The sequence below is a fragment of the Butyrivibrio hungatei genome, from assembly GCF_001858005.1.
Classification (GTDB): domain Bacteria; phylum Bacillota; class Clostridia; order Lachnospirales; family Lachnospiraceae; genus Butyrivibrio; species Butyrivibrio hungatei.
Genome location: NZ_CP017831.1, coordinates 2,558,519 through 2,582,753, shown reverse-complemented (window position 1 = coordinate 2,582,753; position 24,235 = coordinate 2,558,519). Strand labels below are relative to the sequence as shown.

Genomic DNA, 24,235 nt, shown 5'->3' with positions numbered 1-24,235 from the left:
TTTTTAGGAAGGAAATACAAATGAAAGTTGTAATTTTAGCTGGTGGTTTCGGAACCAGAATCAGTGAAGAGAGCCACTTAAGACCAAAGCCAATGATTGAGATCGGCGGCAAGCCAATCCTTTGGCATATCATGAAAGAGTATTCTCATTATGGATTTAATGAGTTTATCATTTGCGCAGGTTACAAGCAGGAGGTTATCAAGGAGTACTTTGCAAACTATTACCTCCACAACTGCGATGTAACATTCGACTTTGCAAATCAGAACATGACTACCTTTCATTCACAGAAGGCTGAGCCTTGGAAGGTTACTGTAGTTGATACAGGATATAGCACCATGACTGGTGGACGTATCAAGAGGATCAGAGAGCATGTTGGTAACGAAGCCTTCTTCATGACTTACGGTGATGGCGTTTGCGATATCGATATGAACGAGCTCCTTAAGTTCCATCAGAAGCACGGCAAGATTGCTACAGTTACTGCTATTCTTGCTGGTCAGCGTTTCGGTGTATTTGATATTGATAAGGACGATAACTCAGTTGTTAGAGATTTCAGAGAAAAGGCAAGCATGGATGGCGCCAGGATCAACGGCGGTTACATGGTTCTTGAACCTGGTGTATTCGATTACATCGAGGGCGACGCTACTTTCTTTGAAAAAGAGCCTATGCACAATCTGGTAAAAGACGGACAGATGGCCGCTTACAAATATGACGGTTTCTGGAAGTGCATGGATACAGCCCGTGAGAGAGATGAGCTTTCAGAACTTATTGACACAGGAAGAGCTCCTTGGATCAAGTGGTAAGAGAATATGAGAGTTTCAGATTATATAGTAGATTTTTTAATTAAAAAAGGTGTCACAGACTGCTTTACTGTTGTAGGCGGAGGAGCCATGTATCTCAACAACTCCTTTGGTCATACAGAGGGCATGCACTGCACACACTTTCATCATGAGCAGGGAGCAGCTATTGCGGCTGAGAGCTATTCAAGATATGAGAATAAGGTAGCAGCTCTTTGCGTTACATCCGGTCCTGGCGGAACTAACGCAATAACTGGTGTACTAGGAGGCTGGCTTGATTCACTTCCAATGTTCGTGGTAAGTGGTCAGGTTCGCTATGATACAACTGTAAGGTTCATGGAAGATCTTTTGACAAAAGAGTCACCAAATGCGGTAAATCCTAGACTTCCCCGTGCCATTGGTGACCAGGAGTACGACATCACCAAGATGACAGAAAACATCTGCAAATATGCAGTGATGTTAGAAGACCCAAAGGATATCAGATACCATATGGAGAAGGCTTGGCACCTCATGAATGATGGCAGACCAGGTCCTGTGTGGATCGATGTTCCAGTAAATTTCCAGGCAGCAGAGATTGATCCAAATGAGCTCATTGGCTTTGAGCCAGGAGTTTTTGATGATTCCAAGAAGACATGTTCAGTAATAAAGGCTGATGGCTCCAGATATGAAGGCGGAGAGACTACCTTTGGCCGCGCAGCCAAGGAAGTCATAGAAGAGATCAAAAAAGCTAAGCGCCCAGTTATCTATGCTGGTGGTGGCGTTCGTATCTCTGGCGGCTTTGATGCATTTAGAAAAGTAGTAGATAAGCTTGGAGTTCCAGTTTGCACATATTGGAATTCTATTGACCTTATAGAAGATGAGCACCCACTGTACTGTGGCAGAGGCGGCAACATGGGTGACAGAGCAGGTAACTTTGCAATACAGAACTCAGACCTTTGCGTAGTTATTGGATCTAGGCTTTCAATCAGACAGGTTGGTTATACCTGGAAGACTTGGGCAAGAGCTGCCAAGGTCATCATGGTAGATATTGATCCTGCTGAAATGGAGAAGCCAACACTTCACCTTGATATGAAGATCTGTGCTGATGCCAAGACATTTCTAGAAGCTATGGACCGCGCGATTAATGCAGAAGACAATAAGGCATCTTCCTATATATTTGAGGGTGATGATTGGAGAAAACAGTGCCAGACCTGGAAGACTAAGTATCCGGTAGTATCTGATGAGCAGCGTCATACCGGTTCAGAGCTTGTAAATGTATATGGCTTTATCAGGACTTTATCAGAAAATGCCAAGGATGCCAGCCTTTGCGCCGTTAGTAACGGAGCATGCTGCGTGGCAGGTCATCAGGCTTGGGATGTCAAAAAAGGTAGCAGGTTTATCATAAACAACGCAGTAGCCAGCATGGGTTACGGCCTTCCTGCAGCAATAGGCCTTTGCCTTGCATCTGGCCAAAAAGAGACCATCTGCCTTGAAGGTGACGGCAGTATAATGATGAATCTTCAGGAGCTACAGACTATCATTACCAATAAGCTTCCTGTTAAGGTGTTCCTTATCAACAACGATGGCTACCACTCCATCAGACTTACTCAGAATAATCTTTTTAGTGATTATTCCAAGGTTGGTATCGGCCCTGAGAGTGGAGACCTGGCGTTTCCTTCATTTGAGCTTATTTCCAAGGCATTTGGCTATCCTTATGTGGCAATTAAGACTGGAGATGAACTTGATTCCAAGGTAAAAGAAGTTCTTTCAGCAGATGCACCTGTATTCTGCGAGGTATTTACTGATACAACTCAGGTCTGGGCGCCAAAGAGCTCAGCAAGAAGAGAGCCTGACGGTACTCTTACAAGCCCTCCTCTTGAAGATCTTGCTCCATTCCTTCCAAGAGAAGAACTCAAAGAAAATATGTATATAGATTAAAAAATATGATCTGCTTATTTTAGCGGCTGGTACAAACCAGCCGCTTTTTCATTGCTCTTTTTTGGAATTTTTATATCTAGGGTGAGTTTAGATTTTTTTTATAATCCTCACAGATTTTTTAATCGAATTTGCAAAAAAAAATTAAATTATGATGATTCGTATGATGATGTATTTGTTAAATTATTTTCTACAAAGGGAGATAGACATGAAAAAAATTTTAAATTCAAACAAACAGCAAGGAACATTCATAGTAAAAGTTGAGCATTGTCAGAATAACTCGTGGCAGGGGAAGGTCACTTGGGCAGATGAAAATAAGACTCAAAGATTTCGAAGCATGCTGGAACTTATAAAGCTAATGGATGAGGCAGTCAACCAAAACCAAAACATGGATGAGATGGGGGCGGACCATTTCGTTTCATGATTGGAAATATACGGCACTAGATCATAGTTTTCTTATGAGGAGGGAATAGTGATATGTTGAGAAACATCAAGAGATTTTTAGCATTCCTACTAGCCTTAGCTCTCGTTACTACTACTTTTGGTAGTGATATAGCTAGTACCAAGGTTTATGCTGTGGGAAGCGAAGAAGAATTGGACGAGATGTCAGATGATGATCAGGACGATCAGCAGCCTGATGAGAACCTTGATTGGGAAACATTTGATGACGAGGACAATACGGGAGATCCACCGGCAGGAGATCCACCGGCAGGCGATCCACCAGCAGGTGATCTTTTAGATGATGATAATGATGATCAGAATCTGGATCAGGATTTAGATGATGATCTTGATGATGATCTTGATGATGATTTAGATAATGTGGATGCGGATGATTCTGAGGGGGATGATTCGGATCTTATTGAAGGTTCTAACCTTCAGCTTATGAACGTGTCAGGCGGACTTGATCTTGAGGTTCCTGAATACACTGTTACATATGCAGCTGGTGAGCATGGAAGCGTTAATCCTACATCAGAATTAGTAAAAGAAGGTGAAAAAGCTAATGGCTCAGAAGCAACAGCTGACGAAGGATATGTATTCGTTGGTTGGACTGATGCTGATGGAAATACAGTATCTACTGAGAGCAAGCTTGAACTTACAAATGAGATTACTGCAAATGCTACATATACTGCAAACTTTGAGCAGTCTGATTTTACAGTAACTTATGTAGTTAGTGGCAGCATATATCATACACAGGGTTACTCCAAGAATGATACTCTTTCTCTTCCACAGGATCCATTTAGAGCTGGATACTTCTTTATGGGTTGGGAATATGAAGGAGCAACAATCACAAGTTCAAACGCAGGTGAGTATTCTGTAACATCAGATATGACTCTTACTGCTAAGCTTGAAGAGATCAGAATCTTCGAAGCAAAAGTTAATTATTACTATATTGATCCAGTTAGTGGAGCAAAGGTAACATTTGACTCAGCTACAATTGAAGTTGAAAAGAACAACCTTCCAGCTTCTGTTCAGTCTCCAAGTTCAACACAGGTAGATTCAGATACAGATTACCCTGTTTACTATCCATCACAGACAGAAGTACAGATAACTGCATCTGACATAGAAGGATTTACGCCTAGTGAAGGCAACACAAGAGTTGACGGTGCGGTTGTCATTGGTATTCTTGAGCCTAAGGAAGTTAAGTATATTCCTTTTGAATTCGAGTACTACTTCGTTTACGTGCTGAAGGATCTTGATGGAAACGGATATTCAACACTTGAAAAAGTGCCAGTTAAAGGCGTAGCTAATACTTTTATCACTCCAGAAGTAAAGGAGTTCACTGGTGCAGTATTTGAAAGATTAGAAGCTGATACCGTTACTAGAGAAGGCCAGGAACTTTTTGTTTACTATACACGTGCAAACTATACTCTTCAGTTTGATGCTAATGGTGGCGAATATGTAGATCTTATGACTGTTCCTTACGAGACAGAAGTAGATCTTACTAAGATTAAGCCAACATATACCGGACATGAATTTAAGGGTTGGTACAAAGATAAAGCTCTCACTAAGCCAGCAGGTAATAGTATCCAGATTACTGAGGACTCTATGCTCTATGCTAAGTGGGAAGGCAAGAACGTTCAGTACTCTATCGTTTATAGTATTGAGAACGCAGATGATGATAACTATTCATATTTAGGTACAGTTACAGATACAGCAAAGGTTGATTCAAAGGTTACTGCTACAAAGAATTCTAAGAAGCCTACAAACCTTGATACAACTAACTTTACATTCAAGGATTCTACAACTGAGACTGTAAAGGCTGATGGAAGTACAGTTGTAAACGTTAGATATAGCAGAAATGTATACACTATTTATTGGAATGGTGATGTATATTCAGGAAGTGATGGTCACACTGCTTCAAGGATTGCAACTGGCAAGGGAACTGCTAGTATATCTGGTAAGTATGGCTCAAATGTAAGAAGCAAATGGATGACTAATTTTAATAAGTCGTTTAATGGTGATACTTATGCTTGGAGCTTTACAAAGGATAATGCCGATAAGTTTGTGACACTTGACATTATGCCATCACTGGCAGGAACAGCTCACAATGGAAATACCATTACGATTTATGCATTTGGATTTAGTACAGATAGAGTACAGATATTAAACTATTGGGTAGAAAACTATGATAGTAAGACTACTAAGACTAGAGATGGAAAGACTTATGGACTTCTTAGTTCTACTCAAGTAAAGTTTAAATTCTTGTATGAAGAAAGTGAATTTCCTGAGCTGGTTGGCTATAGCAAAGCAGGAGTCGAAGCACGATATACTAGAAAGTATGTTTCGGGACATTTTGAAGGATTTTTGCATTGGGTTGATGGCCATTGGGAAGATTGCGATATAGCTACTTCTTATAAATGGGGAACAGAAACTCCTAGTGACTACGAGTTAACCATGAATATGTTCTACAATGCAGCAGCTTATCCGCTCACATTTGTAGATCATGATGGTAAGCAACTTAGCAATCAGCAGGTTACATTAGGAACAAGTTTAAATAACTATTTCGCAACAAATCAGGCAAAATCTGTTAAGCCTGTAGAAGATGCTGTATGGGATGGTTGGTATACAGATGCGGCTAGAACCAATAAGTATGCCGGTGATAATAAGATGCCAGCAGGCCTTCAGCTCTACGCTAAGTATACTATTCCTGGTAGAACCTTTACATTTGTAGATCCATTCACAGGAACAGATGAAGTTGTTAAGACAGAGAATGTTGAACATGGTCAGACAGTTAGCTCATACACACCAGAAACTGAGCATACTGGATTTACATTTGGTGGATGGTATGTAGACAAGAACTATAGTGCTCGCTATGGATTTAATAAGCCAGTTACTGAGAATACTACTGTATATGCTAAGTGGAATCAGAAAGATATCAGCTATACAGTTAAGTATGTAGATGAATCAGGAAAAGATGTTGCTCCTTCCAAGACTGTTACAAGTACAGCTCTTGTACATGGTCAGAAAGTAGTTGAGAAACCAGCAGCTGTAGTTGGAATGCTTCCAGATTCTAATGAGAAGTCTATAACTCTTGATTACGAAGGAAATGAGATTGTATTTACATACAAGACAAAACCTGTATTAATCAAGTATACAGTTAGATATATTTACCTTGATGGCGATACAGAAGTAGAAGTTGCACCTGCACAGGTTGATAAGGAAGTTCCAGGAAGCTTTGCAAGTGTAACTGAGGCAGCAGCTGATATAGATAAGGATTTCATGGAAGACAATTATCCTGAGTATGCAGATGCTGACTATTATCCTGTAGAAAATATAATAGTTCATAACTTTACATTTACAGATGCAGATAACGTGATCACATTCTACTATCAGACATATGCTATGGGTAAGATTACCGTAAACTATGTTGATATGGATGGTGTAGCAATTGATGGTGTACCTTCAATCACAAAGACTCTTAAGATCGGTGATCTCTTTACAATTGATGCTGATGTAAAAGGATATGTTAAGGACAGAGTTGAAGATGAAAACGGAAATGCAGCATCATCAAAGTTTGCAGCTACTGCAGAAGGTGCTGTAAGAACAGTTTACTTCAAAAAGAAACTTACGATCACAGCTAACAATAAGGAAAAAGCATACGATGGTGAAGCTCTTGTTAGTGAAGGCGTTGAAGATGTAACTGTAGAAGGACTTAAGCAGGGACATTCACTTGCAAGTATCGAGTATGATGGAAGTCAGACACTTGCAGGAACAAGTGCTACAACTCCTAAGAATGCTGTAATCAGTGGACCTACATCACAGAATTATTACGCTATAACATATGTTGCTGGTAACCTTACAGTTACTCAGATTCAGGTTGTAGTTAATATCGTTGCTGATAAAGTAAACGAAGTATATAACGCAGAAGAGCATACTGCTGGATACAAGATTGAGTCTATCAGTAATGACGCATTCCTTGAAGATTACATTGAAAAGCCTGAAAATGGTTCAATTTCAAGCACAGATGTAACAAATCAGAAGCTTGTTCTTCACTTCGGAGTTAAGGAAGCTTATGTAGATACATTTGATGTAACTTTCAATGTAACAGAAGGTTACCTCATTATTACACCTGCTCCTCTTGTAGTAACAACAAAGGGCGGAACTCATGTATATGACGGACAGCCATTTAAGGTTGAGGAAGGCGAGATTACTGGTTGGAAAGGCAATGATGGCGGAACAATTAGCAATTATACAGGCGAAAGAACTCATGTAGTAGAGTATGATGAAAATAATCAGCCTACAGAGTATACAGAGAATGAAATCGGCGAGATCGTTCCTAATGAGGGAACAAATATGTCTAACTACTACGTTGAAAAGTGGAACATGGGTAAGCTTTATGTTACACCAAGACCTCTTACAATCAACGTAACAGGACATACAAAAGACGAAAATTACACAGGCGCTGAGTTTACAGTTTCAGGATATGATATTGCACTTCCAGAAGGTGCAGATTCATATGGCTACAAGCTTGAAGCTGAAGGCGAAGAAGCAGCAGATTTTGATGCTCCAAGTCAGGAAAGCATTTCTGTAACTGAGAAGGCAGTTGGAAATTATCCATTAGGACTTGAAGAAAACGATCCAAGATTTGTAAACAACAATACTGACTTCGATGTAACATTTAATGTAACAGATGGTTATCTCAATATTGCGCAGAGTGAGACTGTTATCGTTAAGATCACAGGTAATAAGGATACCAAGACATTCAATAAGACTGAGCAGAGTGTAACAGGTTATGAGATTTCTATTGAGAAAGATCCTACTGGAACATATGACCTTAGTAAGGTATCTAAGCCATCTCAGGATGATGCTGTAGCAAGTGGAACAAGTGTTGGAACATATCCAATGGGACTTGGTGAAGAAGGCGTATTTACAAATACTGATGATAGCTACAATGTAGACTTTAGTATTACAGATGGTGAGCTTACAATCACACAGGCTAAGATCACAGTTAATATTAAAGGTAATACATTAGATACTAAGTATACTGGAGAACTTCAGAGCATATCTGGATATGAAGTTGAGATCCTTGATGCAGAAGGAAATGAGACAAGCGATTTCACAGAGAATGATATTGATGGACCATCTCAGACATCTGCAGTAGCATCTGGTGAATATGCAAGTTCAGAACCTTACACAATGGGACTTACAAAGAGCCAGTTTGCTGCAAAGGATACAGTAGGCTTCGATGTAACATTTAACGTAACAGATGGTGAACTCAATATTGCTAAGCGCCCTGTAAAGGTTACAATCACAGGTAATACTAATGAAGCACCTATTACTTATGACAACACAGAGCATAGCGTAAGCGGATACAAAGTAGATATCGATGATGAGGATACAGGTCTTTACAAAGAGACATATTTCGTAGGACCAGCTAAGGATAGCGAAGCTGCAACAGCAAAGAGAACACTTGCTGGTACAACAGATATGACATTTGTAACTGATGACTTCACAGTTGATCCTGATAACGATATCAACGATAACTTTGATGTAACATTTAGTGCAACACCTGGATCTATCACTATCGATCCTGTTGAATCTATTACAGTATATGTATATGGTGAAAATGATACTGTAGATTACAACGGTGGGCTTCAGTACATAGAAGGCTTCACAGTTAAGGATTCAGAGGGGGCAGATATTGATCCAACAATAACTGTTGAACTTAAAGATGGTAAGAAGGCAAGAGCTGAGGGTACAAAGGCTAGTGAAGATCCTTACATGATGGGACTTAAGGGTAACTACTTCACAGCTACTTCAGAAAACTATAGCGAAATTGTTGTAGAGATAGCTGAAGATGGATGGCTGCTTATCAACAAGGCAGAGAGACCAGAAAACCTCCTTCCATCAGTTGAAGGTTACAAGGATGTATATGATGGTGACCAGCATTCAATCAAGGTAGACAGAACAACTGCACTTGAGGATGATACTTTCACATATACATATAATGGTGAGGTTAAGCCTACAGCTCCTATAGCAACTAATGTTAAGGATTCTGTAGAGAGTATAGTAGTAACAGTATCAAATCCTAACTATCTTGATGCAGACCTTGATCCTGTAGAACTTGTAATTACACCTAGACCTCTTAAGGTTAAGACAAATTCAGCATGGAAATACTATGATGGATATGTTCTTACTGAAAAGAAAGCAGTATTTATTTCAGATGAAGAAGAGAAGATCGGATTTGTTAAGAATGATTCAGCTACAGTAGAAGCAAAGGGCGAGATTCTCTATGCTGGAACAACACCTAATGAGTATGATGCTGATGCAATTCAGTGGAAGGCTGGAACAGATAGTTCTAACTACAAAGTAGTAGAAGATGAAGGACTTATCGGAACTCTTGAGATCAGAACAAGAGCTGGTGGTAATGAGTTTGAGATCATTGCAACTCCTGTTTCCGAAAAGAGAACCTATACTGGTGCGGAACAGACAGGATTTGCTTATGTTCTTACATTCCCAGAGAGTCTTCCTACATCTGAAGTGACTGGTATGGATGCTCCAACAATTATTGAAACTATGCGTGGTATGATCAACTGGATTGGCGAAAGAATAAATAGTTTCGGTATTAGAGCACATGCAACAGAAGCTACTGGTTCATATAGCGACGGTGATAGACAGTACAATGTAACTGCAAATGCAGAAGTAATTCCTGTAGAAGGTATTGCTAAGGATGTTGGTAATTACACACTTATCATGGACAAGGATACACTTAATGAGTTTACAGTACTTGATAAGGATGGTGTAGATGTATCAGCAGAGTTCACTATCATACCTGGAACAGAAGGTGAACTTGAAATCACTCCTGCAAATGCAATAGTTACAACAGGAACATCAAGCAAGGTTGATGATGGAACACCTCTTACAAATAGTGAAGCATCTATTACAGGACTTCTCGGAGAGGATGCTGATATCGTAACGATAGTAGCAACAGGTATTCAGAATGGACAGGGAAGCAGTACTAATACATACGAGATCACATGGGGTGATGTAAATTCTGATAACTACGATATAACAGAAAGACTTGGAACACTTACAATCACTGCAGGTGGCGGCGGTGGAGAGGACACTCCTGGCGAGCCTACAACAACTATAACTGATGCTCCTACACCAGCAGCACCCACACCAGCACCTGCACAAGCAGTACTTGGTGCTAGAAGAGAGGAAGCTGTAAATGGACAGGCAGTACTTGGTGCAAGACGCGCTAGAACAGAGGATACAACAGATAATACTTCAAGAGTATTTGCAATTGTGATTGCAGCAGCAGTAGTTGCATCTCTTGTATTTACAAAAAAGCGCAAGGAAGAGCAGGAATAATAGAAAATTAAGCTAATCCTAAGCCTCCCGGGTAAGAATTTTACCCGGGAGGTTTTTATCATAAAGGATATTTATAGAAAAATAATTAGATATACAATAAAATATATGTTAGAATTCATACTTGCAATTGAACGGGGGAGACAAAATGGGAGAGACAAAGAAAGCTCTTTTTGCAAGAAATTTAGTATGCATATGCATAGATTCAGCTGAAGAGGGGGATCTTCAGGGTAAGATATGGCATCAGTATTCTGATGATTCAATTGCTTTTGGAAATGTGGCTGATATGGTCATTAAAATGGATAATCTCTATGATCAATGGGATTTTCCACAGAAGGGGCTTGAACAGAGAGAGTTCACTTCAACTAAGAGGTCAGAGGAACTTCCACGGACAGACAAGCTTCCAATCGACGAGATCCAAAAGAAATGCGGAACCAGAAATATCCAGAACAAAAAGGGCGAGCTTGCTACTTTTGTAGTTCAGGTCGCTTTTAGACAGAAAGCCACATGGCAGGGACGTGCCATTTGCAGTGAAAATGGCAAAGAGTATGACTTTGGCAGTGCCAAGGCGTTAATAGATATAATGGATACTAAGATCCATGGAGAAAGGTAAGTTTTTTGATGAATAAGGTAAGAAAGCATACAAGAAGGATCGCTATTGGATTTCTTGTGCTTATCCTGATTGCCGCAGTGACGTTTAAGGTATATACCAGTAACTATTACAGGGAAGATAAATATACTATCCATGCTGTTGAAGAGGATTTTCAGGGCAAAGTTGATTCTTTTTCCGATCACAATGGAACAGTTTTTATTCCGAAAGATCAGGAAATAAAGGCTGTTATAGTTTTTTATCCGGGTGGTAAAGTTGAATACAGTGCATATAGTGGTTTTATGTATGAACTTGCTGGCCGCGGAATCGTATGTATCTTACCTAGAATGCCAGAAAACCTGGCTTTTTTAAGAATTGACGCTGCAGATTTAATAACCAGAGGACACACCGACGAAGTTGCGATCTGCGAAGAAAGTGACTGGTATCTTGCGGGACATTCACTTGGCGGAGTTGCAGCTTCTTCATATATCGCAGAACATGCAGAAGAATATAAGGGACTTATCTTATGCGCATCATATCCTGCAAGTGACCTATCTGACCTGGATCTGAGCCTGTTATCACTTTATGGTACAGAAGATAAAGTTTTAAATTTTGATAAATACGAGAATTCTAAAACGTTATGGCCTGAGGATTCTACGGAGTACGCTATTGAAGGTGGTAATCATTCGTATTTCGGAAGCTATGGATTGCAGGCAGGTGATGGCAGACCAACTATTACAAACAGAGAGCAGATGCAAAAAGCTGCCGACATCATTGTAGAGTGGATCGAGAAGTCAGATGTAGACTTGCCGGATTCTAATATAGCTGAAGATGGAATCTATGACAGTAAAGAAGATGTGGCCAGTTACCTTCAGACTTATGGCAGACTTCCTTCCAATTATATTACCAAGAAGGAAGCTAAAAAGCTTGGCTGGACAGGCGGTTCTCTGGAGGAATATGCACCTGGTATGAGCATTGGCGGAGATTACTTTGGTAACTATGAAGGACGCCTTCCTGAGGACAAGACTTATCATGAGTGCGACATAGATACTCGCGGGCAAAAGAGCCGTGGAAGTAAGAGGATTGTCTATTCTGATGATGGATACATTTATTATACGGAAGATCATTATGAGACCTTTGAACTTCTGTATATGCCGGTGGGGTGATGATGGAGAAGGTTTTTTATATTGATCTATCAGGTGTTACAACTTCTGATGAGTTGCAGGATTTATTGGTAAAAGAGCTGCCTCTTCCTGATTATTACGGCAAAAATCTTGATGCATTATATGATGTTCTGACTGAAAATCTACAGGAGTGGAATATCATCTTTTATAATGTTTCTGGAACTGCTGATAGTCTGGGCAAATATATGGGTACGCTCAAAAGGCTTTGCTGTGATGCCTGTTTAGAAAACAGTAATTTAAAAGTTCGTTTTTATTCATGAAATGATGTGTATAATGTGATACAATGAACGAAATAGCAATCAATTGACAAAATGATTATTATTCCGTAAACTTAACTGGTGTCCTGATAAAAGGGAGTAGCTGGTCAGCTTGTGAGCTGGCTGCCGGATCCGTCAAGACGATACTGATCAGTATCCGAGTCCGGCCTAAGGTTAAAGTATTTTATAACTGACAGCAAGACTTTTATCATAGCTTTTTGCTATGGTAAAGGTCTTTTTTTACGGTTGCAGATGCCGTTAATAGATCTTGCCATAAGAAAAAACAAGAGGAGATTTTATGAAAACACTGGCAATTATTCTTTTCATCACTATGTACGTTTTTTTGATAGCACTTCCAAAGAGGCGTGCAATTGTAGCTCTTTGTACAGCAGCTATTTTTGTTATCACAGGTATTCTTCCTGTAACAGAGGTCTTTAGTGCTGTTGACTGGAACATACTTATGATGCTCTTTGGTACAATGGTAATCGTTGATTATTTCATTGAATCCAAGATGCCTAATCTGATTGCAGATAAAATTTTGGAATTAGCACCAAATGTTATGTGGGTGACTATTTTCATGTCACTGTTCGCAGGTATTATTTCAGCTTTCATTGATAATGTAGCAACACTTCTTATGGTTGCTCCTGTTGGACTTGCTATCTGCAAGAAACTTAAGATATCACCTGTATCTATGATAATCTGTATCGCAGTTTCATCAAATCTTCAGGGGGCTGCTACACTTGTTGGTGATACAACTTCTATCATGCTTGCGGGTGCAGCCAAGATGGACTTCAATGACTTCTTCTGGATGCAGGGAAAACCTGGTATGTTCTTTGCAGTAGAGCTTGGAGCTCTTGCTACAGTTCCTATCATGATGGTTATGTTCCGCAAGGACAAAGAGCCTGTGAAATCAGATGAGCATACAGAGGTAACTGACTATATTCCTACAATTACGATGCTTGGACATGTAGTATTCCTTATTGTGGCATCATTTTTCCCAAACAAACCAGAAATCACAAATGGTGTTATTTGTATGGTATGGGGTATCATCAATATCGTTTGGGAGATCATTGCCAGCAAGAGTACTGACAGTATGTGGCATTCCCTTAAGGCAATCGACTATGACACGATGCTTCTTCTTTCAGGACTTTTCTGTGTAATTGCAGGTATCACAAATGTCGGACTTATTGATGATATTGCTCAGCTAATGGCTAGTGCAGGAAAGGGAAATGTATTCCTTCTCTATACTGTCATAGTTTTTGGTTCCGTAGCGGTTTCTGCATTTATTGATAACATTCCATATGTAGCAACTATGCTTCCGGTTCTTTCAAGCCTGGCAGCTGTTATGACAGTTAATCCACTTCTTCTATACTTTGGACTTTTGGTTGGAGCAACACTTGGAGGAAACCTTACACCTATCGGAGCATCTGCTAATATCGCCGGAGTAGGAATGCTCAGAAAAGAAGGTTACGAAGTATCCTTTGGTGACTTCATGAAGATCGGTGTTCCATTCACAATGACAGCTGTAATTATGGGATATCTTTTTGTTTGGGTATTCTACGCTTAAATATTTTGATCAGTTTACAGCCATCATCCTTTAATGGGATGATGGCTTTTTTGTTACATATTCGAGAAAAATGGGACGGCATGTGATATACTACTGAAATATGAATGGTGTAAAAAGAAAGGCAATGATCATGAAAAAAATATCAGATAGAATGCTCGATTTTATAGATGTTTCACCCACATGTTTTCATGTAGTTGAGAATCTAAAAAAAGAGCTTATTAAAAATGGCTATGAAGAGCTCGATGAAAAGAAAGAATGGAAGCTTAAGAAGGGTAAGTATTTTGTTACAAGAAATGATTCTTCCATTATTTCTTTTAGAATTCCTAAGAAGGACTTCAAGGGTTTTTATATGATCGCAAGCCACAGTGATTCTCCTTCTTTTAAGATCAAGGAAAATCCTGAGATGGAGGCTTCAGGAGCTTACGTTAAGCTTAACGTTGAGAAATACGGTGGAATGCTCTGTGCTCCTTGGTTTGACAGACCTTTATCTGTTGCAGGCCGCGTGCTTGTTAAAGATAAGAAGAATGGCATTGTGTCTAAGCTTGTAAATGTGGATAGAGACCTTGTAATGCTTCCTTCACTTGCTATTCACATGAATCGCGAGGCTAATGAGGGATACAAGTATAACGCTCAGACAGACATGCTTCCATTATTTGGTGATGAAACTTCAAAAGATAAGTTTTTTGACATGATAGCTGAGAATGCAGGCGTCAAGAAAGCTGATATTCTGGGACATGACCTGTTCCTTTATAATAGGGTGGCTCCAACGTATTGGGGTGCCAATAACGAATATCTTGCCAGCTCAAGACTTGATGATCAGGAGTGCGTATACACTACATTTGAGGGCTTCATGAATTCTAAGGATTCTGAGAATGTGCCTGTTCACTGCGTATTTGACAATGAAGAGGTTGGAAGCGGAACCAAGCAGGGAGCTGCTTCTACATTCCTTAAGGATACACTTACAAGGATCAATGAGGCTCTTGGAAGAACAAATCAGCAGTACTTCACAGCTGTTGCAAACAGCTTCATGATTTCAGCTGACAATGCTCACGCTGTACATCCAAATCATGCGGAGAAGGCTGATCCGGTTAACAAGCCAGTAATGAACAAGGGTATTGTGATCAAGTACAATGCTAATCAGAGATATACAACAGATGCTGTATCTGCAGCATTTTTCAAGGATGTCTGCAACAAGGCTAAGGTGCCTTTCCAGACATTTACTAACCGTTCAGATATTCCTGGTGGTTCAACACTTGGTAATATCTCAACGACTCAGGTTGCAGTCAATACAGTAGATATCGGACTTGCACAGCTTGCTATGCATTCTCCTTACGAGTCAGCAGGTAGCAAGGATCCAGAGTATCTTGCCAAGGCTGCGCAGACATTCTACGGAATGTGATATTTGGGGATCAGAGAAATATAAGTACTAGGAAAGAGGAATAAATGGGTATTTTTAGCTTATTTGGTGGAAAAAAGGGTGAGGACGACGCTGCCAAGGCAGAGCAGGAGCTTGCCGTAAAAAAGGAAAAGACTATAGAGGAAATTAAAGAGGCACATGCAGACCTTTCTTGGCCTGTGATCCAGAAGATCAATCCTGTAAATGCCAAGGGCACAGAGGAAGTCTTAATGGATGAGACTGTTTCAGATGAGCGCAAGGACGAGATCGGACCTTATATCTACGAGGAGGAGATCTCAGCTGATATTATTAAGTCATTATCTAGCCAGGAACTTCTATTTCTTTTAACAGCTCTGGAGATGTATCACAAGAAATCTCCACTTCCTGGCTTTGAAAAGAACCACAGAAACATCTACAATGAAGTACTTGGAAGAGTGAGAGATGCAGAGTATCTGTACGTTCTATATGACGCAGCAACAGGTTATCCTTTCATTGATCATGGTTTTGGAAATGTTTACCTCGAAGAGGAGATTGCAAATAAGGCAGTAGAGCTTTTTGCCAAGCAGTTTAGAAGACTTGTTGTTAGAAAGTGTAAGGTCGAGAATGACCAGCTTCCAGCCAATGTTAAGAGGGGATTCTTTGATTACCTTTATTACATTGGAATTGATAATCTTGTGGTTGATAACGGCGCTTACAGAGCAAGATTTAAGAGAACCGAGATCGTAGCTTCTCCTATGGACTGGAACAATGACAAGAAGGATACATCTCCTGTTAACCCAGCTCTTAACTTTGCTATGCTTGATTTCCTTGGGGAAGTTAAGTGGCCTGTAAACTATGAGAAGAGACCTGAGATCGTTAAGGCCAAAGAGATGAGAATGATCTCTCTTATTCGTTCAGGAAGCTTCATTGTTCCTATGCAGCACGAAGGTCCTGTTGAGACTACAGAAGATGGCAGAATGAAGATGGGTAAGGACACCAAGATCAAGTTCCTTATCGTGAAGGATCCAAATGGCAAGCAGTTCCTTCCAATCTACACTGATGCCATTGAATTTACCAAGAAACTTGCTGGTCCAGAGTGGAACGCAGCAGTATTTAAATATCAGGACATCCTTAAGTTCGTTCAGGACAAGGATGGAATCAGCATCAATCCGGCAGGACAGGGCATCATGATCCCTAAGGACAGGATGATGGCTATCGAGATGGCTGGCCAGCAGGTTGAAGCCATGAAGGCCGCAGCCAAGGCAGCAGGCGCCAAGGGCGCAGCTAAAGGTGCAACTTCTGGAAACCCAGAGGACGATATCGTCAAGAGTGCACTAAACCAGGCAATGGCAGAACTTAATAGCAATAAGTGATTTACAAAATGAGCCCTAGGGACGGAGGTTAGGGCTCATTTTTTGTAGGAAGGACAGGATGGATATGGACGGAATTAAATGGCTATTTTTTGATATGGGTTCTACACTTTTGGATGAAACAGGTGTCTACGAGGATATTTTTCATAAGATCGCAGTTGCGGCGAATGTTTCAGAGGATTTGGTAAAAGAGAAAGCGACAGAGTTTTACAAGCAAAATAAAAAGGGCGATAAGGAAGTAGTAAAGATTTTTGGAATCGAGAGCCCTAAGTGGAATCCTGGGCTAGAGAGGGTGTATGGTGATACGGAAGCGGCTCTTATTAAGCTTAAGGAGAAATATAAGATTGGTATCATTGCTAATCAGATGTATGGCTCTGAGGGCAGACTTGCGAACTTCGGTATCAAGAAGTATCTTGATGTGATAGTTGCTTCAGCTGAGGAAGGCGTTGAGAAGCCTGACAGAAGGATATTTGATATTGCCCTTGAAAGAGCAGGTTGTAAGCCATGTGAAGCGATGATGATTGGAGACAGGATAGATAATGATATTGTTCCTGCTAAGAAGCTTGGTATGAAAACAGTCTGGATCAAACAGGGATTTGGAAGATATTGGAAGCTTGAAGGCAAGGAGCAGGTTCCGGATTATGAGGTGGATAGTTTGACGGAACTGGTGGAGATTCTCAAGGTATAAAACATTTTATGTCATATGATAAACAAGTGGAAAAATAGACCTAATTCAGGGAATGAGGTCTATTTTTTATAGGAATAGGCTTGAAACCGATTGTTTGGACGTGATAAAATATTACAGCTTTATTACATATATTTCGCTAAAGGAAACAGACTAAATGTCTATAAAATATGACGCTGAAAAAATCAATGAATTCAATGAGGATTTGGAAGGAACTATTGATAGATATAGAACAAATGCAGCATATTTCACCTTAAGTTGTGAGAAGTATGGTGCTAATAGCACACATGTTGGTAAGGCTGCTGAGGCATCAAGTCATTATGTTGTTATAACAGCGATTTATGAGGAAAAAGACATTGTTGGAACTTCAAGGATAATGTTGGAAATATCTTCTTGGGGTAAAAAATATTATGTTGATTATGATCAATATATTGATTTTGTATCAGATAATCCACATAATAAACCGTTTTCAAGTATAACTAATACGAGTAAATAAGGAAAAATAAAATATGAGAAAACTAACTCTAATTATACTATTATTAGCCGTGTTGACAGTAACTGCGTGCTCATTTGAAATGTATGCACCAAAACATGATATTCATACATCTTATAAAGAATGGGCTAAGCAGATAGGATTGTATTCTACAGAAAATGTTCTTGTCAGTTGTTATGATGATGAAAAAAAAATAAAAGTGGGACTTGATCGAGATGGAGGGATGCTTGCATATGAAGAGATGTGTGCAGTAATCGAAGCACATAATAAATTTGTAGAGGATAATCCTGGTTATTTTTCAGAAGACATGCAAATCTCTTTTTTTAACGAAAGCAGAGGATGTACTCCGTGGATATCTTTTTTCTTTAATGATACTGATAATGCATCTTTTGATTACATTAAAGAGTTGCAACGTCAGAGCACTGCAAAGATACAATACATGTGCATTGATTTAAATAGGGCAACAATTGAAATGAAAGTATCAGATTCAATAGAAATGGACATACCAGTCATTATACTGATGTATGATAATCAAGAAACACCGGGGGAGGCTGGTTATGCATTCCTAACAGAATTTAAAAAAGCAGAACAGATTATTGTTGATTATATTGTTCCAAATTATGACAAGAATGAAGTGGCTGGGATAATCCATAAGTATTTACCCAATGTTGAAATCTATTTTGTAGGACCAGAAGGTTTAGAAAAGTATGAAAAATAATCTTCTATAATATGTTCTATGGGAGGAATGTGATAAATGCAGGATGCAAACGGAGTCTACATGGACACTAGAGTGTTCACTGAAATAGTAGATGAAGTCAGAGATACGGCTAATATGTGTGAATTCTCAGAGGAACCTCTAAGTAAAATCAGTGCATGGGAGGGTACAAATTCAGGGCATTACATGAACAAAATTTTGGAACAAGTGTATATGTTGGCTTCTATGTATAGGCAGGAAGCAACTGAAACACTACCTAATGGATTGTTTACCTTAAGGGATACTTTGATTGAGCAGGATAAGATAATTGCAGGAAGTATTGATGGACAAGTAATCACTAATGGAGGAAGGCAATGAGTCATCTGTTGGCGGAAATCAATGAATTAAAACAAATGATTGCTCATTATGAGGAGTATATTGCTGAACTTGAAGAAGCCTATGCATATATAGAAGAGCGATACCATGTCATAGAGGAAAAGGTATACAACGCTGACACTGCATACGATATGACCAACGGTGATGAATGGCGTGGCTTTCTTGAGAAGGAAGCTGAGGAATTAAGGAATGCCATGACAAGTTATACTTCGGACAGTCAGGAGGAAACACAACATTTTTTAGCAGAAATCTTGGTGATGATAGAAAATATTCGTGAACTCATAAAAGAATGTCAGGAAAAATTAGCATGTATGGAGGCTGAATTATGTATACAATCGGAATGAGCCACAACCTCCGTCCCTGTGGCTCATTTTTTGTGAAAACAATTGACATAGATTTAACACATTGCTATATTTAGGTTGCACTGTATTCGGGATGCCCGAAACGGTAGCTTTTTTCTAAAAGGAGAATTGAATATGGATAACACATCAATGCTTGGCCGCAAGACTACGGAGGAGTCAATCGGACTTAGCAGCAAGACACGTTTCATGGTGGAGACTGCCCTTATGATCGCAATCGTTCTGATCATGGGTAATACCGTTCTCGGTACAATTCCTACACCAATTCTGAAGGCTTCTATCGTAACTGTACCAGTTGCTTTAGCAGCAATGCTCATCGGACCACAGGCAGGTATCATCTGCGGATTAGTGTTTGGCCTTAACAGCTTTGTTGGTGCCTTTACAGGATCTAGCTTAATGCTTTCAACACTTTTTTCCATTAATCCAATCGGAGCATTTTTTACAGCAGTAGTAGCAAGAGTTTTGGATGCTACACTTGTTAGCTTTATTTATAAGGCTTTGCACAGAGGTAAGCTCAAGCCGGCTTCATATTACATCACTGGCGCTCTTATGCCAATCTTCAACACGGTATTCTTCATGGGAACTTTGTGTCTCTTTTTCTACAATACTGAGTATGTTCAGGGTATGGTGACCAAATACAACGCTACAAATCCATTTGCATTCGTAGTTGCTATGGTTGGCGTTCAGGCTACAGTTGAGGCCGTTATTGGATGTATCCTTGCTGGTACTCTTGGAGTAGTGCTTTCCAAGGTGCTTCACAGAGGATGAGATTCTTTTCATGGGAAAGATATTAACAGTTGATATAGGAAATTCGAATATTGTTGTCGGGGTGTGGGATGGAGAGTCCCTAGAACGGACTGGCAGGATACAGACTAGAAGAGATTATTTGGTAAAAGAGCTACAGTATGCCTTTACTGAATTTGGTGTTTGCGGAGCAGAATGTGCCTATGAGGGGGCGATTTTGTCTTCTGTAGTTCCTGAGCTAAATGACGTTTGCCTTGACGCGCTTAAAGAGATTACAGGAAGGAGGCCGCTATTAATGGGGCCTCTTCTTGATACTGGAATTGACCTTTCTGAATATGCACCGGGAAGCATCGGCATGGACCGTATTGTGGATGTGACTGCCGCTGCGACTATGTATGGAGCACCTGCTCTTGTGTGCGACCTTGGTACCTGCACCACTATTACTGTAGCTGATCTGGGCGATGCTCATCATAAGGGCAGGATAATTGGCGGAATGATCTGCCCCGGAGTTCAGCTGTCTCTAAACGCAGAGGCGGAGCATACTTCTCAGCTTCCTAAACTTAGAGCTTCTGAGGTAAAAGAACTACTGGGAAAAGATACATCATCAAACATGATGTCCGGTGCTGTAGTCGGATGTGGGCTGATGCTATCAGAACTTGCAAAAAGGCTTACATACGAAATGCCTGAGCTTAAGGTTGTGGTAACTGGCGGCCTTGGAAAACTTGTAATTCCATGGATAAAGTGCGATGCAAAGGTCCATTATGAGCCTGATCTTTTGCTAAGAGGACTTAGAGATATCTTTGTGGCAAACAAGTAAGGAGATTGTAGGATGTTAGAAGGAAAAAATATATTACTTGGAGTAACTGGAGGAATTGCTGCATACAAGACGGCAGACCTTGCTTCTAAGCTGGTAAAACAGCATGCAAATGTTGATGTCATAATGACTGAGAATGCAACACAGTTCATTACACCTCTAACATTCGAGGCACTGACACACAATAGATGCGTTACTGATACTTTTGACAGAAATCATCCTTGGGAAGTTGAGCATATAGCTCTAGCTGACAAAGCTGACGCTCTTGTGATAGCTCCTGCTACAGCAAACTGCATTGCTAAGCTTGCCTGCGGAATCGCAGATGATATGCTGGCAACTACAGCTCTTGCCTGCAACTGTGTCAAGATAATTGCACCTGCAATGAATACCAAGATGTATGATAACCCTGTGACTCAGAGGAATTTGCAAACATTAAAAGATCTTGGGTATATTATCGTAACTCCAGGAGATGGCTATCTAGCCTGCGGAACTGTTGGTAAAGGCAGAATGGAAGAACCTGCTAAGATTTTAGAGACTATAGTAAGCGAAGTTTCTTTTAACAAAGATATGGAAGGGCTAAACGTTCTCGTAACAGCTGGCCCTACAAGAGAAGCAATTGATCCTGTAAGATTTATTACCAATCATTCAACAGGCAAGATGGGCGTGGCGCTTGCCAGGGCAGCAGCAAAGCGAGGTGCTAACGTTACTCTGGTTGCAGGACCTATAGATATCGAGGTTCCATCTTATGTAAATGTTGTAAGGATAACTTCTGCGGCAGATATGTTCCGAGAAGTCACAAGCAGAGCAAGTGAACAGGATATCATCATTAAGGCTGCAGCTGTTGCAGACTATACTCCTGTAACATTTGCAAACGACAAGATCAAAAAATCGGAGGATGGCTCAGATCTTGCAATAAGCCTTAAGAGAACGGAAGACATTCTTGCCTGGCTTGGTGCCCATAAGAGAGAAGGACAGATTCTTTGCGGCTTTTCCATGGAAACTAAGGATATGATCGATAATTCAAGGAAAAAGCTTCAGAAAAAGAATCTAGATATGATCTGCGCTAACAATTTAAAAACTCCAGGAGCTGGTTTTGGCGTAGATACTAATGTTATAACTCTTTTAACAAAAGATAACGAAACTCAGCTGGAACTCATGAGTAAGGACGAGGCTGCAAAGAAAATCCTAAGTGCGATTCTGGAGCTAAAATGAGCCCTAGGGACGGAGGTTGTGGCTCATTTTTGGTGGACATAAATTAAAACCAATAGAAGACGATAAGTTTTCCTTAATTGTGTGATAGGCTGACAGCTCTTATGATTAATTCATAAGATATGTGGATTGTTTGCGGTTAATTATGAGAGAGGAAAATTTATGTCTAACATACTTGCATTCGGAGATTCAAATACTTGGGGACTCATCCCTGGCACCACAGATAGGTATGACTGGGGCATCAGATGGACAAGTCTTGTGCAAGAAGAATTAAAGGATAATGCGAGAATAATCGAAGATGGGCTCTGTGGCAGAACAACAGTGTTTGAGGATCAGCTAAGACCTTTTAGGAAGGGCGCGGAAACCCTTTCATTGTCACTTGAGAGCAATTACCCATTGGACGCTGCAATCATCATGCTTGGTACAAATGACTGTAAAAAGAGATTTGGCGCCAATCCACATATCATTGGCAAAGGCCTTGAAATCTGCCTTGACGAATTAGAAAAGTATGTTGATCCTGAGAATATCCTTGTGATATCTCCAATCGAGCTTGGTGCTGAGGTTTGGAGACCGGAAAAAGATCCTGAGTTTGACTCTTTTTCTGTTGAGACCAGTAAAGGCCTTAAAGAGGAATATCAGCGCATAGCTTCTAAGAGAGGTGATCAGTTCCTTGCTGCATCTGATTTTGCGATGCCTAGCAGCGTAGATGACGAGCATATGGACGAAGGCGGACATAGTAATCTTGCAAACGCAGTTGTGAAGAAGCTTCATGATATGAAGGTTACATGAAGCGTTTTTGTCAAAAAAAGAAAATAAAAAGTGCTAAACGGGCTAAGATTTGTTTGAATCCTTAGCCTGTTTTTTGTTATAGTTGTTAAGTGGGCTCATACGCTGGCTCACAGCATATTTGCAAAGGAGAGAGTTGGGGAATGGAACAAATAGAAGAAAAGAAAACGAAAAGCCCATATAGGGCGCTGATCTTGATACCTATTATGTTAGCATTATTTGTGTGCAGCATTTTTTTGGGTATGTATGCGGACGTACATTTGATACCTTGGAATCCCGAGGCTCATGGACATCCAATACCAGTATTATCAATCATTCTTCCAGGCTTAACGCTTGTAGTTGGGGCAGTTGTTAGTTTGATCTCAATCATAGTAACTATAGTCAGATGTTTGAAAAAATGAGCCACAGGGACGGAGGTTTGGGCTCATTTTCGGAGGAGAAAAAAGATGGCACAGCAGAATATTTTTGACAACGAAACTTTTTTTGACGGTTACAAGAAACTTAGAGCTGGCGAGAAGAACGCCAATGACCTCTTTGAGATTCCAGTTCTTTTCTCACTTCTACCAGATATGAAGGGGAAAAGAGTCTTAGACCTTGGCTGCGGATTTGGCGAGCATTGCAAGGAATATGTTCGCATGGGAGCTGAGAGAGTTTATGGCATAGACATTTCTGAAAAGATGCTTGAAGTAGCAAGAAAAGAAAACAGCGATCCAAAGATCACCTATGAACTTATGCCAATCGAGGATATTGGCAAGATCACTGAGAAGTTTGACATAGTCATCAGTTCACTGGCATTCCATTATGTTGAAGACTTTTCGGGAGCAGTGAAGACTATTAATAGCCTTTTAGCTGATGGCGGCCAGTTTATCTTTTCCCAGGAGCATCCATTTAGTACCTGCTTTAGCGGCGGAGAGAGATGGACAAGAGATGAGAATGGCGAAAAGATCTACCTCAACCTTAAAGGTTACGGCTACGAAAGGGAGAATGAGAGTAGCTGGTTTGTAGATAATATAAAGAAGTATCACAGGATGTTCTCAACAATAGTTAATACATTAGTTGAAGGCGGATTTGTCATTGATAAGATGGTGGAGCCACTTCCAAATGATGAGATATTAGCTAAGTATCCTGATTACACAGATCTATATCACAAGCCGGATTTCCTGATAATTCGTGCAAGTAAAAAGTAAATAAAC

The 24,235-nt window shown here is 40.2% G+C and carries 21 protein-coding genes; all 21 read left to right on the top strand.

The genetic code is table 11. From position 1 onward, the window contains the following. Nucleotides 1-20 precede the first annotated feature (20 nt). The 21 genes from rfbF (at nt 21) to bhn_RS11895 (ending at nt 24,229) form a co-directional block, all read left to right on the top strand. Nucleotides 21-800 carry a glucose-1-phosphate cytidylyltransferase gene (gene rfbF, locus bhn_RS11995; RefSeq protein ID WP_071176913.1) on the top strand — a complete coding sequence of 260 codons (780 nt, stop codon included), beginning with the start codon at nt 21-23 and terminating at the stop codon, nt 798-800. Between the two features lie 6 nt (nt 801-806). After that, entirely contained in the window at nt 807-2,711 is a 1,905-nt protein-coding gene (locus bhn_RS11990) for a thiamine pyrophosphate-binding protein (protein ID WP_071176912.1), read from the top strand. A gap of 205 nt (nt 2,712-2,916) precedes the next feature. Then, complete coding sequence (locus bhn_RS11985; protein ID WP_071176911.1) at nt 2,917-3,132, top strand: hypothetical protein; 216 nt, start codon at nt 2,917-2,919, stop codon at nt 3,130-3,132. A 53-nt stretch (nt 3,133-3,185) separates the two neighbouring features. Continuing rightward, a complete protein-coding gene (locus bhn_RS11980; RefSeq protein ID WP_071176910.1) occupies nt 3,186-10,523 on the top strand; it encodes an InlB B-repeat-containing protein in 7,338 nt (2,445 codons plus the stop codon). Nucleotides 10,524-10,668: 145 nt separating this feature from the next. Continuing rightward, nucleotides 10,669-11,133: a hypothetical protein gene (locus bhn_RS11975; protein ID WP_071176909.1), complete on the top strand. Its 465-nt coding sequence runs from the start codon at nt 10,669-10,671 to the stop codon at nt 11,131-11,133. An 8-nt stretch (nt 11,134-11,141) separates the two neighbouring features. Continuing rightward, nucleotides 11,142-12,275 carry an alpha/beta hydrolase gene (locus bhn_RS15735; RefSeq protein WP_083385974.1) on the top strand — a complete coding sequence of 378 codons (1,134 nt, stop codon included), beginning with the start codon at nt 11,142-11,144 and terminating at the stop codon, nt 12,273-12,275. After that, entirely contained in the window at nt 12,275-12,553 is a 279-nt protein-coding gene (locus bhn_RS11965; protein ID WP_083385971.1) for a barstar family protein, read from the top strand. Before bhn_RS15735 ends, bhn_RS11965 begins: the two co-directional genes overlap by 1 nt. Nucleotides 12,554-12,848: 295 nt before the next feature. Continuing rightward, nucleotides 12,849-14,117, top strand: a complete 1,269-nt coding sequence (locus bhn_RS11960) for an ArsB/NhaD family transporter (protein ID WP_071176907.1) — start codon at nt 12,849-12,851, stop codon at nt 14,115-14,117. Between the two features lie 100 nt (nt 14,118-14,217). Then, on the top strand, nt 14,218-15,516 hold the full coding sequence (locus bhn_RS11955) for a M18 family aminopeptidase (protein ID WP_330393215.1): 1,299 nt from the start codon (nt 14,218-14,220) through the stop codon (nt 15,514-15,516). Nucleotides 15,517-15,560: 44 nt separating this feature from the next. Continuing rightward, complete coding sequence (locus bhn_RS11950) at nt 15,561-16,865, top strand: SseB family protein (protein ID WP_071176906.1); 1,305 nt, start codon at nt 15,561-15,563, stop codon at nt 16,863-16,865. A 64-nt stretch (nt 16,866-16,929) separates the two neighbouring features. Then, nucleotides 16,930-17,550 (top strand): HAD family hydrolase, encoded by a 621-nt coding sequence (locus bhn_RS11945; RefSeq protein ID WP_071177522.1) that lies wholly within the window; start codon nt 16,930-16,932, stop codon nt 17,548-17,550. Nucleotides 17,551-17,704: 154 nt separating this feature from the next. Then, nucleotides 17,705-18,043, top strand: a complete 339-nt coding sequence (locus bhn_RS11940; protein ID WP_071176905.1) for a hypothetical protein — start codon at nt 17,705-17,707, stop codon at nt 18,041-18,043. Nucleotides 18,044-18,056: 13 nt separating this feature from the next. Further along, a complete protein-coding gene (locus tag bhn_RS11935) occupies nt 18,057-18,758 on the top strand; it encodes a hypothetical protein (RefSeq protein ID WP_071176904.1) in 702 nt (233 codons plus the stop codon). Between the two features lie 36 nt (nt 18,759-18,794). After that, nucleotides 18,795-19,112: a hypothetical protein gene (locus bhn_RS11930; RefSeq protein ID WP_071176903.1), complete on the top strand. Its 318-nt coding sequence runs from the start codon at nt 18,795-18,797 to the stop codon at nt 19,110-19,112. Next, nucleotides 19,109-19,474 carry a YwqH-like family protein gene (locus bhn_RS11925; RefSeq protein WP_071176902.1) on the top strand — a complete coding sequence of 122 codons (366 nt, stop codon included), beginning with the start codon at nt 19,109-19,111 and terminating at the stop codon, nt 19,472-19,474. The genes bhn_RS11930 and bhn_RS11925 overlap by 4 nt, the downstream gene beginning before the upstream one ends. Before the next feature lie 132 nt (nt 19,475-19,606). Further along, on the top strand, nt 19,607-20,257 hold the full coding sequence (locus bhn_RS11920; protein WP_236845917.1) for an ECF transporter S component: 651 nt from the start codon (nt 19,607-19,609) through the stop codon (nt 20,255-20,257). Between the two features lie 10 nt (nt 20,258-20,267). Next, nucleotides 20,268-21,050 (top strand): type III pantothenate kinase, encoded by a 783-nt coding sequence (locus bhn_RS11915; protein WP_071176901.1) that lies wholly within the window; start codon nt 20,268-20,270, stop codon nt 21,048-21,050. A gap of 12 nt (nt 21,051-21,062) precedes the next feature. After that, on the top strand, nt 21,063-22,259 hold the full coding sequence (gene coaBC / locus bhn_RS11910) for a bifunctional phosphopantothenoylcysteine decarboxylase/phosphopantothenate--cysteine ligase CoaBC (RefSeq protein WP_071176900.1): 1,197 nt from the start codon (nt 21,063-21,065) through the stop codon (nt 22,257-22,259). 159 nt (nt 22,260-22,418) lie between these two features. After that, complete coding sequence (locus tag bhn_RS11905; protein ID WP_071176899.1) at nt 22,419-23,045, top strand: GDSL-type esterase/lipase family protein; 627 nt, start codon at nt 22,419-22,421, stop codon at nt 23,043-23,045. A 140-nt stretch (nt 23,046-23,185) separates the two neighbouring features. Beyond that, nucleotides 23,186-23,443, top strand: a complete 258-nt coding sequence (locus tag bhn_RS11900; protein ID WP_071176898.1) for a hypothetical protein — start codon at nt 23,186-23,188, stop codon at nt 23,441-23,443. A gap of 45 nt (nt 23,444-23,488) precedes the next feature. Next, nucleotides 23,489-24,229 (top strand): class I SAM-dependent methyltransferase, encoded by a 741-nt coding sequence (locus bhn_RS11895; protein WP_071176897.1) that lies wholly within the window; start codon nt 23,489-23,491, stop codon nt 24,227-24,229. Nucleotides 24,230-24,235 lie beyond the last annotated feature (6 nt).